The organism is Staphylococcus sp. FSL K6-0223, assembly GCF_038008285.1.
In genome coordinates, this window is record NZ_JBBOYX010000004.1 from 215,850 (window position 1) to 231,198 (window position 15,349).

Below are 15,349 nucleotides of genomic sequence, written 5' to 3' on the forward strand. Positions count from 1 at the left end.
TAACGTTCATAGCTTCACAAATAAAATCGTAGAATAAACCACGAATTTCAATTACATAATATTAATTCTTATATAATTTATTATTTACTTCACTTTCAACTTTAGATGGAATAACTCCAAAGAAGTAATCCTCAATAGTAGACCAGAATAGTTTTGTGTAATTGACTATTCTTTCACGAGAGTTTTCACCTTCAGTTGGTAAAGTAAATAAATATTTGAACATTTCAATACTGCGAATGAAATTTTTGTATTGATCTTCTAATAAATGATTGCGATATTTACCTGGATTGCTTAATGCTTTTTCTAATTGTGAGATAGCATTCATTCTGATGTTTATAGAAGGCGTTGCTCCGCCTTTCATCTCAAAATCTATTAATCCAAATGCTTCAAGGAACCCGAGCAATACGTTGATGTGATCTATCTTCTCATTATTACTATTTTTGAAAATATAGTATCGAACTTTATTAATTTCAACAGATTTTGCTGTATCGTTTACTAATAACGAAAATGTTTCTTTTAATTTAGTAAGTAAATCCTCATAATTATTTGTGATTTTATAAGTTTCATTTGTAGCTACTTCTATATCTCTCAAACTAAGGAGAGAGTTTATTTGAATAAGTGTATTGATAATTAGAGATGATAATCTATAACTTTCTCTTTTATTCGCTACTTGTAAACTTACTAATTTCTTAGCTAAATCTTGTTCACTAAAATAGTTTTGTTTAGAAGCAAATTCTCTTAACGCATCCTCTACTTTACTAATAATATGATTTAATTCACTTTGAGCTTTATCTTCATTAGAGAAACCATTAAAGTTCACAATATAACTTAAAGAAAAATTGAGTTTATTTAGTACTGGATCGTATTTAATTTCATCACTAGATTGTCCAACTTTATACTTAAATTGAGGAAAAGAAATAGTTTGATAATGTTCTTTCCAATATTTTTCAGTATCAAAAATAAAGATATATTTATAATGCGAGTTTTGAATTTCTTCAAGAAAGTGAAAATAACGTCTGTATTTCGAACTTTCAAAATACTTTTTGTTGGCTTCAGTAGCTAAAATAATATCCTGACTATTTAGCGACCCTGGTCTTGTAACGAAAGGAGGGTAATTCGTCTTCTGCTTAAAATCATTTTCGATAGTAAGTAAAGCAAGTTTGACCTTATTTTCGATATCGTCGGTGTCTTCAAAATCATTATTAAAAATATAATTAAAAGACTCTATATTAATAGTTAAATAACGCTTATTACCTGACTCTTTATATATGCTTTTAATTTTATCCATAATAGATAGAAGTTGTCCTTTTTTAATAGAGGATAAAGCTTTTAATTTTTTAAAATCATTAAAATCTTTATTAGGAATATAATCTAAACATGCTTTACCACGTTCTTTTTTTCTAGCTACTCGTCCTATTTCTTGAATATAATCTAAGACATTACCTGAAATAGCATAATGATACACTTCCTCTATGTCTGGAATATCTATACCCATTCCAAATGCTTTAGTTGCAAGAATTATGGGTTGTTCACCAGTTTTGAAATTTCTAAAATTAATATTTTTATTATCAGTACTTAATTGACCATGGTAAATAGCAACTTTCTCATACATCTTTGGTTTGTAAGCCTCTAAAGTATTTTTAAATTGATTTATACTCACTACTGTTGGGAAATAAACTAAAGTTTTTTTCTTTTTTTCAACATTTTTTTCTATTCTAGATATAAGCAATTTATCTTTAATTTGTTTAGCATCATTTCCGTATTTCTTCTTAGTCTCATCATTAATTGAATTTATATTTAGGAACACATTCTCTTTCTTTATACTTCCAATATAGCGAATTGGAGAAACTAAATTTAAAGAACGTTTGATTTCAGTGTACATATCTTCTGGACCACCAACTATAGCTGTTGCAGTAAATGTAACGACTGGGAAAGTGTATTTTTTTCTCAATTCATTTATATAACTGCCCATAAACCAATAATCGACTCGGAAAGTACGGCCCCATGTTGTGACTGTATGAGCCTCATCTACAACAAACAACCCAATTTCTCTTTCACCAATTAATGATTGGATATCTCCTCTATTAACAAGCGTTTCTATAGATACATACAATATATCTATTTTTCCATCTTTAATATCTTTAGCTATAGTTGCTTTTTCTGTAGGGGAAATTCCAGAATTAATAGTCTTTGCACTTTTGATATCTAGTTTATTTAAATTTTCCACTTGATCATTCATCAATCCAATTAGTGGAGATATAACTATAGTCAATTTTTTATTCTCAGGATCTTTGTGTTTCATATACAGAGAAGGTAATTGAAACATTATCGATTTTCCTGCTCCAGTAGATGAGGTTATAAATATATCCTTGGGTGTTTTTTTATTATTAGCAATTTTCATTTGTTCTACTATTTCATCAATAATTTGAGCTTGACTAATTTTTGATATTTCTCTGGTGTGAATATCTTCATAAATATCAAGATCTCTAAAACTCTCATAGTCCCAATATTTTTTTAAAATTTCTAAATATTGACTTTCTCTAGGTATAATTCTTTGCTTAACTTGAGGAATATAGTAAATAAATTGATGACGATCATATATGTTTGCTAGTACTGAAAAATATTGTTCCACTTCCGAAGGGAGTGTAAGTACAATTATCTTATGCTCGTTTTTATTTAAGAAATTAATTAAATTTATAATCGATTCTGGGTCGTCATTATAATCAAAAGAATAATCATATCTATCGTTATCAATTTCTTTAAATGATTCTAAATCTTTTTCATTATTATATAAATTAATAACAGAATATTCTTCAAACAACTGTGTATTATAAGCTATATAATACTCATTATTTATTTTCTTAATATTAGTGTAAAGTTCTGTCACTTTTTCATCGATATCATTAGCTTTAAAATCAATATTATTAGTGGTGAATAGATTCTCATAAAAACTTTCAATTTCATCAAAGGAATAATTAAATGGGTATAGACCTAAATACTTATTGTTATAAATAAATACAATGTCTTCTTTTTTTATAGCACTTTCTATAAAACCTCTTAATATAAAAAATTCTTCATACGTAAGCCAACTTTTTTGATTAGTGGTAAAAAAGTTAGTAAATAGATCAGGAGTTAAAGTTTTATTTGGATTATATATATACTCATTTATCCCATTAAATATAGGTAAATTTAATAACTTGTTAGGTAAATTTAATAATTCATCGCTAGTAAATCCCATTAAAACAAAGAATTTTTCTTTCCTATTGTTAATTACTTCTTGTAGCTTCATTATAGTTCCTCCAAATATCTACGAATTCCATCTTTTTCTAATTTTCTTCTTAACTTGTCTAAAGACTTAGCCTCGATTTGTCTAATTCTTTCACGAGTTACACCATAATCTACACCTATTTCCTCCAAAGTTTTAGAAGGAGCATTCCAACCTAACCTTTGTTTCAATATGTTTTCTTGTTTTTCACTTAACATAGCTTTAAAATAGTTTTCCATCTCTTCCCTGAAAATTTTACGAGTTATTATTTCTTCTGGAGTGATGCTTTCATTCTGATATAAGTTTTGATCATGACTCAACATTTCCCCCAAGCTAGTATCGCTATCCTCTCCTATAGAAGATTGTAAAGAAGCAAGGTTTTTATTGAATATTTTATCTATATACAACAACTCATAAAATTTTTCTTTAGTTATATTCATTTCTGACGTACAAATTCTTTCAATTTCTTCTGTTGAATAATTTCCATACTTTTTTAATAAATAATTAAATTTATTTAAACTTTCTACCATATGAACTGGTAAACGAATCGTATGTTTTCTATCAGCAATATCTCTAGTTATATTTTGTTTAATCCACCAAGTTGCATAAGTTGAAAATTGATATCCTAAGGATAAATCAAATTTTTTGATTGCTTTTAATAGACCTAAATTACCACTAGATATCAGATCATCATAATCCAGAATTGAGCCAAGTACAGTTTTTTGATATCTAGAAGCTATTTTCATAACAAGTTGTTGATTAGCATTAACTATTTGCGTAATTAATTCAATATCTTTTTCATTTTCTTGTAATCTTTCAAAATATAAATCATTAAATTTATAAGTATCGACTTTAGTAACAAGATCAATATCTTTGATTTTTTTAAACTCATCAGATTCAGTAATGTCGTCAAAAAAATCATCATTTGATTCAACTAATGTTGCTACATCATCTTTAGTAATAGAATGACCATCCTTACTTTCATTAAAATCATATCGCTGCTTTGTTTGTTCAGGAAAATATAATCCAAGTTTATTTATGAATTTTATCCCCTTTTCTTTGTCAAAAAATATTTTGCTATATAAGTAATTACTAATTGGAGCTTTTTGATCATTAAACAGTTTGAGTAATTCCTCAAAACTTAAAGTTAAATTATTTTCATTAGAATAACCCCTTAAAAATTCTAGTAATTCTAATTCGTTATTCATTGAATCTCTCCCTTATCCCCATAATAAAAAATTCAATCTCTTATATTCATACTTATTTTACTATTACTAATAAACAAACTGCAATTAAACATTAAATTAATATGTATTTCAAAATTTAATTAATTTTTAATTCGAAGAAGGAGTTTTCTAAGTCATTTAACTATTCTTGAACTTTAATTAGTACAAAATATACCTGTTGTATAAATATATTGTTTATAAAATCCTATTTATTATGTTTTTATTATTTGGCTGCTTTTAGCGGATAAGGCTAAAGAAGTATACTTCAACTAATCACAAATTAATACATGTACTTTTACACTAAGATCATCTAATAAAAACAGAGTAGCCAAATTTTTTTGACTACTCTGCTTTAAAACTCATGATTAAATAATTTTATAAAAGTGGTATTACAATTTTATTTTCTCTAAAAATTCTTGTTCTGATATTTTCATTTTCTCGGCAAACTCTCTATAATCTAACGTTTCTTTAGGGATTGTGAGTCCAACTTTAATAATTTTTATATCTTCACGCATTTGCACATTTTTTTCATATGTTATTCCTTGATTTAAAAATAATACTTCATTACTTTTTCCAGTTTGATTTGGAAAGAAATAATAACCTGTTTTAGCATCAAATCTATACATATAAGCTAAAACTTGCAAATAATCTCTATTCCCTATATTTTGGATTGGTTTATATTTAGCGTCTCCTATTATTCTATAATTTTGATTACGCCCAATAAAATCTGGATAAATCAATCCTATTTTGGCACCCATTTGTGTACTAAATAATCTTTGAGCTCCACTACCACCTTTATTTTTAGGATGGTAATAATCTTCATGAATTAAAGTGTCAATATATTCTTCCCATAACCATGCACCGTCAAATATGATTCCATGAATTTTCTCAGCGTTACTACCTATGTAATGCTTATGTTGTTGTAAAATTGTTAAACAAAGTTTTTGTAATTCTCTATACTCTTTATAATATGCATGTCTGATAGGCTGTTTATTGTTAAACATTAATACTTTATTTCTATCTAAATAATTATAACTAGTAGTGACTTCACAAATTTCTCTTACTTCATTCCTAACATTGCTTAATACATTGACGCCTTCTTTTTTCTTCTTAATAAATTCTATCGTATGTCTAATTAACTGAAGAATATAATTATCATATGAAAACTCTCTCTGAGAATAAGCTATTTTACCTATGAATGGTGTATTATTTTTAATATGTCTTTGAATATCTATAGTTCCTTTTACATTATGATTATTGTACTCATTTCTTGTATATTCTTTATACAACCCTTTTCGCATAGCTTTCTTTAAATAATAAGGAAATATAAATATAAAAAGATCAATTACTTTTTCATCTCTATCAATTATTGTATTTAGATCAATTACATATGGGATTTTTAGGACATTTTCTATTAAATATTGAAAAAAATAATCATTTTGTCCTTCTGAAAAACGTGACTCAATGATCAAATTCTCTTGATTGTAGCCAAGGAATCCCATAATGTTGCTAGAACGATAATTTTGACCCACTTTATTTAGGATTGTTTGTTCTTCAGTTATCCCTTCTTGTTCTTTTAAACTATTAGGAAAAACAAATATACCTGTCTTCTCAAGTTCTGAGACACTTTTATCCAATACTGAAGAAATTATGTTAGGAATCTCGCTAAATTCATTAGAGTTTCTGGAAGAATTATCTTTAATTTTAATCAGATTCATCTTCTGAACCTAATTCTAAATTTGGATTAGTATAAGCCGTTTTAAATGATTCCATAATCTCTTCTTCACCAAACAAGCCTCTTACATAATCAGATAATAGTGGCTCTAAATAGTCTTCCCATAGTTCTTCAAAACTCATATCTTTTAATTTTAGAAAATAAGCTGCACCTATATGATAATTACTATCCAATTCTTCTACTTGCGAAATTGCATTATTGAGGCTAATCATTTTAATAGTAGCTTCCTCTTTTTTATCTCCTAGTGACTCCAACATTTCAATATTTTCATTTGCTTTAATTTCAATGAATCTAAATCTACGTCTCATCGCAAAGTCAAATGTATCTACGGAACGGTCAATATCATTCATGGTACCTATGATATATACATTCTCAGGAATATAAAATTTATCACTTTCAGCTCCCATATTTGAATATTGAGTTTTTACTGCTCCTGTAATTCCTCTATAACTAGGGTCAATTGAAAAGAATAACTCTCCAAATATCTTTGAAATTTCTCCTCTATTAATTTCATCAATTACAAATACATACTTCTTATCATTTTCATTGTAATTTTCATGTTTTTCTACAACTTCATCAGAAAAATTATTGTTTTGTGTTTTTATAGCCTTCTCACAAAATGTTTTGAATATTCCAGATTTTAGTTTAAAACCCATGTTTTCATTTTTATCTATAATAGGTCTTATACCTTGAACAAAATCAGTATAATCATAATTTGGGTGGAACTGTACAAATTCAAATTGTTCAGAGGAATCTAGTTGTTCATCAGATATTCCAATGATTTGGGAAGCTACTGCTTTAGCTAAATAGCTCTTACCCGTACCAGGCGCCCCTCTTAATATAATATTTCTTGACTTAATCAATTTCTTAGTTATATCTTTCAAAATCCCACTTTCTATCATAAAACTCCCCTCGTTTTTATAGTTCATATAATCATTATAAAATTGTTTGAAATATTCATTAGGTGGATTGTCAGAAAATAAATCCATTTCTTCAATCTTGTAAACATGTTCTGTTTCTTGTTCTTTTTTGTTTATTTCATCCCACAATGTTATTCTAGCAACAGTCATTTTATAATCTTCAAATGTTGTTCTAATATTTACCCATCTTGAGTTAGAAGTTTTATAACATATATATGGAATTTTACCGCTTCCGTTCCCATTTTTTCTCCCATATTGTCCGCTATTAAATAAATGGACATGAAAATCAACACCATTCATATTTATGGAGTTATAATCTTTAATTTTTATAACTTCTATATCTTCAAGACCTTCATGTTTGATTTCAGTACTTTTATCGTTACTCGTAATATTAATTTGACTTTGTTCTACAAAATTTCTGAATAAGTTTTTGAAAAGTTGATATTTGCTTACTTTAGGATTTAGTATATATTGATAAAATTGGTCAATATTTTGTCCCTTTTCTTTGAATGTCCTAACTAATTGTTCATAATCATTCAATAGTTTAATAATGTCACTAACTATTATTGATGTATCAGGCATATCATCACTGTAGTATTTAAATCCACTAATCGCAGTTTTTTCATAAGCCCTACCTAACGACGTTTCAGATTTTAAATTAATATCTATAGGTTCACTTTCTGGAGAGTCTAAGCTTTCATAAATTGACTTTGATATTTTTACTATGTCATGATCTTTTAACTTTTTATCCTTAAAGTATTCGGCACCCTGATTTAAAGTTAGATATACTTCTTTTTCATCACTACTAAATAAAAAAACAATATACATACCTTTAGAAGTAGTTGTTGTTACATCTTTATCCATAATAGCAACCCAAGGTATAGCAGCAAATTGACCATTCCCTATACTACCTTTAATTTTAAAGTCTTTTAGATCTTCTATATTTCTTAGTTCCTCAACCATTTTATTTCGCACTAATTTTCCAACCTGTGCACCTTTAAATTTACCGGTTGCCTTTTCTTTAAAATATGTATGACTAATTTTTTTAATCAAATTTGACAAAGACATTCAAATTACCCCAATTCTTAAGATAAAAATTATATTATTATTATAATGCAAATTACATTAAAAATTCATTGCCCTTATACTATATTTATTGTCATATTATACTAATTTAATCATCCTACAACCGAAAATAATTAAAGAAATCACTAATAAAAGAAAAAATGATAAAAATTTTGATAAGTGAATAGAGCTTAAAATGTTAAACTGATAAAATAATATACTCTATACATATAAATTTTAAGAGTAGAGGGTAAATTAATGAAGCAGTACGTATATCAAAATGATATTTATTTAATTAAATCATTATATAAAAGTACCTTTTGGAAAATAGTAAAAGAGGACGCAGCATATTATCAGGAAAACAATAAACTAAAAAAAGATAATTCATCACGCAAACTTAAATCTTTAATTGAGGCTATATATGTGGATCCTGATGGCGTAGATAAAGCTCTCGTAGCTGAAATGCAGGATTTTTATAATGAATTACAAGAGCCACAAGACATTGATGATCCATACTATCTTAGTATTAATAATCAAAAATGTAGTCTAGATGCAATTATTGGATGGAAACCACTTTTCCAATATAGAAATGGTAACAAACAATGGTTAGAAGATTTTGAACTTATTAGAGGTAGTAGAATGGGGCATTTAGCCTTTCCAGTTCAGAAAAATTCTCTCAATCAACTTAGAGGTACTTTATTAAAAGATAGAATTGATTATGCGCTATTTGATATTAAATTATTTTACGCTAATGAAACTAATCTAAAGTTACAAAAAGCTTACGATCAAGAGGCAACCCGAAAATGGCTGATGTCGTTTGGCTCATTCAATCAATTTATAGATAGCATGAGATTAAACTATTTCGTATATAGACACCCCAACACATTAGAATATGAAGTTATTGACTTATCCATACTTTATAAATGTGATTTATCACATTGTTTAAAAGACATTCCACAAAAAATTGAAATTGATAAAAATTACATTACGAATATACTTCAGTATATTAAAGGATGTGGCGAAGAATTATCTCCTACCCATGCTGACTTGATGTATGATTATTATGTATAAAATTAAAAGAGCATCCTTCACTTTACAATGAGGAATGCTCTTTTAGTTTTTGTGATTATTTACTAATATTTATTATTAATTAATTCATCTAAGATCTCGTCTATTTTTTCTCTTTCTTACTCTAAAAACTTAAATTTTAATGCTTTAAAATTATCACTTAATATTGGAAAAATAAAATCCTTTTCTATATATTTTAATTTCGTTTTTAGTTAACATAATAGGTATTTATCAGAATTACACAAACATCTTTTGTAATAAGCCTTGTTTACGTTGTTTTAATAATTCGACTTTAGAAGATTGTTTTTCAATTATTTTATCTATTTTTTTTAAGAATAAACTGATTTGTTTTTGTTCTTGTCTTACAGGAAGTTTTATTTTATATAGTTCTATATCTTTCTTAGTTAATTGTGGTTGTGCAGAACCAAAGCTAAGTAAATCAATTTGTTTTTTTCCTAATGGTGAAGCTAAATATTTTGTTATAAAAAACGACTTAATATAGTCTTCTGTTCTAAGAATTAGCATACCTGAGTTAATTCTTACAAATGGTTTTTTCTTAGTAATTTTCTCATTATACAGAAAAACATTTCCAATAGATCCTCTTGTAGTCAGTACTACATCATTTATATTTAATTTTCCTTTCCCCATAGAGTTTGATTTTTCTTTAGTAATATATTGACTTTGATTTAAAGAAAAGCCTTGTTAAGTTACATTTGCTGCACTTAAAAAAAGTGTATGCCCATTTTCCATAAAATCATTTTTAGTAGGATAATTTTTACCTCGATCACCATCTATAACAGAAAGAAATTCCATTAATTTCATTTCTTTCCAACTAGGATGATTGTTCCCTCTTTCATCTTTAAATTTTAACTCTTGAGAAAAAATCTTTTGTATATACCCACGCTTTTGTTGTTCTAAAAGTTCAAGTTTCTCTTCTTCTAACTCAATTTGGTAGTCGAGTTTGCTAAAGAAATCTCCTATTTTTGATTGTTCTTGGTAATTTGGAAAAAACGCTTTATATTCTTTAAGTACTTTAAAATAAAGTCTTGTACGTGTTCCACCTTTTTTTGCATTCTACAAAATTTTTCAAATCGATTATTATTATTTAATTCATAAAATATAAAATTGTGAGAATAATAATTGTTGATAGTAAAAACAGGATATTCCTTACTTACGAGAATTGGAATATTAAATGTATTAATATTAAATTTAAATATATTATCATCACTCATATGTCTATAAGTAAAATAATTAACAGGAACAATACTGTACAAGACATCTTTTTTTGCAAATTCTCTGTCACCTTCAAAGTACTCATTTTGCATATATAAGCCTCTTCTAGAAGAGGTTGCTACAGGATAATGAGTTTCATTCTGAGAACCATATTTTTTGTATTCGACCAAATAATTTCCTATGTTCTGTTTAATCCATTCTTCTTTAAACTCTGGAAATCTTAGTTCTGGAGTATTTTGTTCAGTCATTGTTCAACACTCCTAGTTCTTTAAGGTATTCGTTGATTTCTGACTCTACATTAGCGATGTCTTTATCGATGTCTTTGAGTTGTTGCTGCACTTGGTTTAAGTCGATTGGTTCTTCTTCTTCGAAAGTATCTACATATCTTGGGATATTGAGGTTATAATCATTCTCTTTAATTTCATTTAAACTTGCTACATAACTATATTTATCTATTGTTTCTCTTTGACTATATGTTTCGACGATTTTTTCTACATCTTCATCTGTAAGGTGGTTTTGATTTTTACCCTTTTCAAATGATTGGGAAGCGTCGATAAATACCACATCATCATCTGCTTGACGACACTTTTTAAAGACTAGGACACACGTTGGAATACTTGTCCCAAAGAATAAATTGGCAGGTAAGCCTATCACGGCGTCTAAATAATTCTTCTCTTCGATTAAATATTTACGAATTGTGCCTTCGGCTGCGCCACGGAATAGAACACCATGTGGAAGAACAACCGCCATTGTACCCTCATCTTCTAAGTGATAAATCATATGTTGAATAAATGCAAAGTCTGCTTTAGATTTAGGTGCAAGTTTGCCGTAATCACTAAAACGTTCATCATCTAAGAATGAAGGTTCAGCACTCCACTTCGCACTGTATGGTGGGTTGGCGACCACCGCATCAAATTGTTCACCTCGATGCGCTGGATCTTCTAAGGTATCGCCATTTTCAATTTGGAAGGCTTTAAAGTTCACATCGTGAAGTAACATGTTCATACGAGCTAAGTTATAAGTTGTACTATTGTATTCTTGACCATAATAGTTACGTACTTTAGCTTCTCGACCCACACGTAAGAGTAATGATCCAGAACCACATGTAGGGTCATATACACTTCTTAAATCTTCTTTACCATCTGTGACAATCTTCGCAAGTATCGTTGATACTTGTTGAGGTGTATAGAATTCACCAGCCTTTTTACCCGCACTAGCCGCGAATTGACCGATTAAGTACTCATATGCATCGCCTAACATATCGATTTCTAAATCACTATGCACGAATGGTAATGTAGAAATATTCATCATGACTTTCCCAATTAATTTCGTACGAGCTGCATTCGTATTCCCTAATCGGCTGGAGTTCAAATCCATGTCATCGAATAAATGAATAAAGTCATCTTCACTCTCGTGACCACGTGTAGAGTTCTCAACATTTTTAATCGCATTGCTTAAGTCTTCAATTTCGAATGTTTGATTTTCAATTTTAGCTTTTAAATTACTAAATAAATTTTCCGGTTCAATGACGAAACCAATACGTTGAATTAATTCTTTCTCAACAATAGGACGATAGTCCTCATTATTCATTGCTTCTGAATATGTAATATTATCTTCTGCAAGTAATCGCTCAGATTGTTCTTCAACCTTTTCACTTAAGAAACGATAGAAGATGAGTCCGAGTATGTAATTCTTAAATTCATTGGCGTCCATATTCCCACGTAAGTCATTCGCAATGGACCATAATTTCTTTTGTAGTTCTGCTTGTTGTTGACGTTGCTTCTCTGATGTAGTCATTGCACATTCCCTCCATTTAGTACGAAATCTATAAATAAATAGCTGTCCACTTATTTTGTCTTTTATTTATAATTTTATAGCACAAAATAAAATAAGTTAAGTGGGAACACCCACCTAACTTAGCAATTACATTTATTAAAAAGTATCTCAGAATTTCTCTTCATTTACTTCAATATCATAAATAAACTTATAAACACCTGGTAAGGCAAAAAGTTGATCCTCATAGTATGAACCACCATAATAGCTAATTTTTTGGAAGTCTTTATAACAGAATTTTTGAGATTTAACACTTTTCACTCTGACACTAGTAAGTAACTTTTTAGCTTTTTTAGTATCATATCTTATTTTTATATTCAACAAAGCACTATATGTAAAAATTATAATACTAATTATAAGAATATCTGTTGTTATTTCAGAAGTAATCTTAGTCATTTGAAATTGATAAAAAATATCTCTTATTTTATTCACAAATTCCTGATTTGAAAGGAGCTTTTGCATTTCATTAGGATATTTTGAAAAATTAGGGTCTTTAGTAAAGTTAAGTGGAGGTTTTTCTATACTATTTATTTCAAACGTAATAATCAATAAAACTATATTTGGTAAACCATTGATGAATAATTGATTTTTATGTAAATCTCTAATGATGTAAGGTTGTGCACAAAAACATATAATGCCATAAGATATTATAGAAAATAAAGTAAATAAAATTTTCAATAGAATTAGGCTTTCAATTATTTTACTATCGTAAAGCGAATATACAATTGAAAGCGAAATGAAAGGTACTATAAAAGTGATAAAGCTTGGAAATCTATATAGTACGGTTTGTATTAAACAGTATAAAAAAATAATTAAAATCACTATTAGCAAAGCGTTTGCCATTGGTTGAATTATAGTTAGTACTTCTAAAAGAAGATACATAGCGATTATTAAAAAGAGGCTAGATACATACATTATCTTGTTCAAATTTTCAAAATATTTTCTAACTACTTTTTTATGATTTTGTTTTTTATCATCTAATATTACCCAATGTTTGAGCAGGTTAGTATTTTTTCGATCTTGATATACTTTTGAAAAGTAGGTTTGTAATTTCTTATTTTTGATATTTATAAAAAGTAGAATGGAAATTGTTAAAAATATGTAAATCATAGTAAAGATAGGTGGGCCGTCAATTATTAATCCTAGAATGAAAATCCATATAAAAGAGAAAACAATGTATAATGGTTTAATATTCACTCAACTTCATCTCCATTAAATATAATATCAATAATAAAGATTAACATAAAAAGTCATTTCATATTTTGTATTATAGATATTTCACTATTTCTATTCATTAATAAGCACATTCTTTTCAAAATTTAACTTCAATATTATTTACAATATCATTAAGAGATTCTTTACCTCTATGAAAAATTAAATTTTAAGTTTCATTTACATCAAAATATCTTATTCTATACATCAACTCAGTTTAATATAATAAATATTTATCAATAATTTTCTATTATTAATAGTTTGTCTCAACCTAAATGACTTTATTCAACACTTTTTTCTTTAAAAACCTTAGAATTTTTCATTCCAAATGCATTTGAGAGACTTGTAAGCAATGGATACATTGAATTTTGATAATTTTCTTCTTCGTTAATATATGCAGGCATTGAGTGAATAATATTTCTGCTAAATGGCTTACTTGGGTAAGTTTCAAAATCACCTAAACTTTGCTTACCTTTAGTGTTTAACAATGTCACAAATACAATATACGGTTTTGGTATTTCAAGTTCACCCATTACTTCTATAAAATCATGTAATTTTTCAAACAGTAATTTTTCAAGCTTTATCCAATTATATATATACTTCTTATCACTATTTTGGTTATCCAGGTTCATCATTCTTATTTCAGTAATTTCTATACTTCCATTATGAAACATTTGTGTATATGCTCCAATTTTATTATAAGATTCGTGAGAAATTAAAAGACCATCCATATTATAGCTTACTAATCCGCGTCTCATAATACTATCAGATAAAGGACTAAAGACATCTAATTTACGGTTATCCTCAGCCTTACTTAAATTTGTATAACTATTTAATTTTATGCTAGTTTCAGGAATTATATGAATAACCATTGCTGTGTCTTTATATATTTCACTAGCAATCTCTCCTCCTAAAAGCATACCCAATCTCTCATTTTTAAAGTTGATTATTTTGTTCTCGGTTATTGTTTTTTCATCAAAAGCATTACGAATATCTTCATATAACATCGGTGTTGTCATATTTCCATATCTTATATATAAATCATCTCTGCTACCATTGTTAATAGCATGTGGTTTTACTAAGCTCATAGGTACATCTATTCTAAGAAGGTTAACATTTTCAACTATCTCTAGACTGACTTTTATTCCATAAATAACCGGTTTAATTTTACTACTGATATACTGCCTAAATGATTGTTCCCACATTTCCAAAGTTTGTTCATTTACTCCTACATCTATAAGTTTATTAGGATTATGATTATCATCTTCCCCTATTCCTAAAATAATTTTGCCTCCCATAGAATTGGCAAAGGAGCTTATAACTTGTAGTAGCTTATTCTTTGCTTTATCAGGGATATCACTAAATTTACCATTAGTAAAAAAATATTGTTTATATTCAAGCTTTTGATCTTCTGCTAATTTATTATCCCAAATTTCCTTTGTATTAATATTAATCATCTCCTAATATTCTTTAATTATAATGGTTTTAAGTTAAACTTTTACAATATACTTTTAGATTTTTCATGCTCTTCTTCAAATCAAACATATAATATAAATATAATTTTTAAAATGAATTCTCATCTTTACTTTTTTATTTTTATTTCATAAATATTTCCAATAAACCTTAATATCAAAATAACAAGTATGATTGAAAAATATCTTACGAGCAACATAAGCTTTAATTTTATTTGTGGTATGCTTCTGCGTATCGGTTAATGATGCGGTTTTTAATTATATAATTTCATTTAATAAGGTAATGAACAGTTTTTTGATAAATGTTATTCTTCTAAAAT

At 27.5% G+C, this 15,349-nt stretch carries 9 protein-coding genes and 1 pseudogene; 1 reads left to right on the forward strand and 9 read right to left on the reverse strand.

From position 1 onward, the window contains the following. Positions 1 to 61: 61 nt before the first annotated feature. The 4 genes from MHI13_RS21800 to MHI13_RS21815 form a co-directional block, all read right to left on the reverse strand. Entirely contained in the window at positions 62 to 3,289 is a 3,228-nt protein-coding gene (locus tag MHI13_RS21800) for a DEAD/DEAH box helicase (protein ID WP_002434962.1), read from the reverse strand. After that, positions 3,289 to 4,473: a sigma-70 family RNA polymerase sigma factor gene (locus MHI13_RS21805; RefSeq protein WP_064210722.1), complete on the reverse strand. Its 1,185-nt coding sequence runs from the start codon at positions 4,471 to 4,473 to the stop codon at positions 3,289 to 3,291. The genes MHI13_RS21800 and MHI13_RS21805 overlap by 1 nt, the downstream gene beginning before the upstream one ends. A 407-nt stretch (positions 4,474 to 4,880) precedes the next feature. Next, positions 4,881 to 6,209, reverse strand: a complete 1,329-nt coding sequence (locus MHI13_RS21810) for a 5-methylcytosine restriction system specificity protein McrC (RefSeq protein WP_193750995.1) — start codon at positions 6,207 to 6,209, stop codon at positions 4,881 to 4,883. After that, on the reverse strand, positions 6,196 to 8,199 hold the full coding sequence (locus MHI13_RS21815) for an MrcB family domain-containing protein (RefSeq protein WP_340762035.1): 2,004 nt from the start codon (positions 8,197 to 8,199) through the stop codon (positions 6,196 to 6,198). Before MHI13_RS21815 ends, MHI13_RS21810 begins: the two co-directional genes overlap by 14 nt. A gap of 270 nt (positions 8,200 to 8,469) precedes the next feature. Here MHI13_RS21815 and MHI13_RS21820 point away from each other — a divergent pair, with 270 nt between their 5' ends. Continuing rightward, positions 8,470 to 9,282 carry a DUF6994 family protein gene (locus MHI13_RS21820; RefSeq protein ID WP_002435014.1) on the forward strand — a complete coding sequence of 271 codons (813 nt, stop codon included), beginning with the start codon at positions 8,470 to 8,472 and terminating at the stop codon, positions 9,280 to 9,282. 234 nt (positions 9,283 to 9,516) lie between these two features. On the opposite strand, the gene MHI13_RS21825 is transcribed toward MHI13_RS21820, so the two are convergent. The 5 genes and pseudogenes from MHI13_RS21825 to MHI13_RS21840 form a co-directional block, all read right to left on the reverse strand. Next, on the reverse strand, positions 9,517 to 9,951 hold the full coding sequence (locus MHI13_RS21825) for a restriction endonuclease subunit S (RefSeq protein ID WP_275477994.1): 435 nt from the start codon (positions 9,949 to 9,951) through the stop codon (positions 9,517 to 9,519). A gap of 140 nt (positions 9,952 to 10,091) precedes the next feature. Further along, a pseudogene (locus MHI13_RS23520) lies at positions 10,092 to 10,760 on the reverse strand (restriction endonuclease subunit S); the annotation flags it as partial. Continuing rightward, positions 10,753 to 12,309 carry a type I restriction-modification system subunit M gene (locus MHI13_RS21830; protein WP_002469809.1) on the reverse strand — a complete coding sequence of 519 codons (1,557 nt, stop codon included), beginning with the start codon at positions 12,307 to 12,309 and terminating at the stop codon, positions 10,753 to 10,755. The gene MHI13_RS21830 and the pseudogene MHI13_RS23520, both read right to left, overlap by 8 nt. Positions 12,310 to 12,456: 147 nt before the next feature. Continuing rightward, on the reverse strand, positions 12,457 to 13,542 hold the full coding sequence (locus MHI13_RS21835; RefSeq protein WP_002469806.1) for a hypothetical protein: 1,086 nt from the start codon (positions 13,540 to 13,542) through the stop codon (positions 12,457 to 12,459). Between the two features lie 296 nt (positions 13,543 to 13,838). Beyond that, complete coding sequence (locus MHI13_RS21840) at positions 13,839 to 15,014, reverse strand: AlbA family DNA-binding domain-containing protein (RefSeq protein ID WP_002434568.1); 1,176 nt, start codon at positions 15,012 to 15,014, stop codon at positions 13,839 to 13,841. Between the last annotated feature and the right edge of the window lie 335 nt (positions 15,015 to 15,349).

Excerpts from the sequence above, each read along its gene's own strand:
- MHI13_RS21800 (WP_002434962.1), bottom strand. The coding sequence starts at position 3,289 with ATGAAGCTACAAGAAGTAATTAACAATAGGAAAGAAAAATTCTTTGTT.
- MHI13_RS21805 (WP_064210722.1), bottom strand. The coding sequence starts at position 4,473 with ATGAATAACGAATTAGAATTACTAGAATTTTTAAGGGGTTATTCTAAT.
- MHI13_RS21810 (WP_193750995.1), bottom strand. The coding sequence starts at position 6,209 with ATGAATCTGATTAAAATTAAAGATAATTCTTCCAGAAACTCTAATGAA.
- MHI13_RS21820 (WP_002435014.1), top strand. The coding sequence starts at position 8,470 with ATGAAGCAGTACGTATATCAAAATGATATTTATTTAATTAAATCATTA.
- MHI13_RS21830 (WP_002469809.1), bottom strand. The coding sequence starts at position 12,309 with ATGACTACATCAGAGAAGCAACGTCAACAACAAGCAGAACTACAAAAG.
- MHI13_RS21840 (WP_002434568.1), bottom strand. The coding sequence starts at position 15,014 with ATGATTAATATTAATACAAAGGAAATTTGGGATAATAAATTAGCAGAA.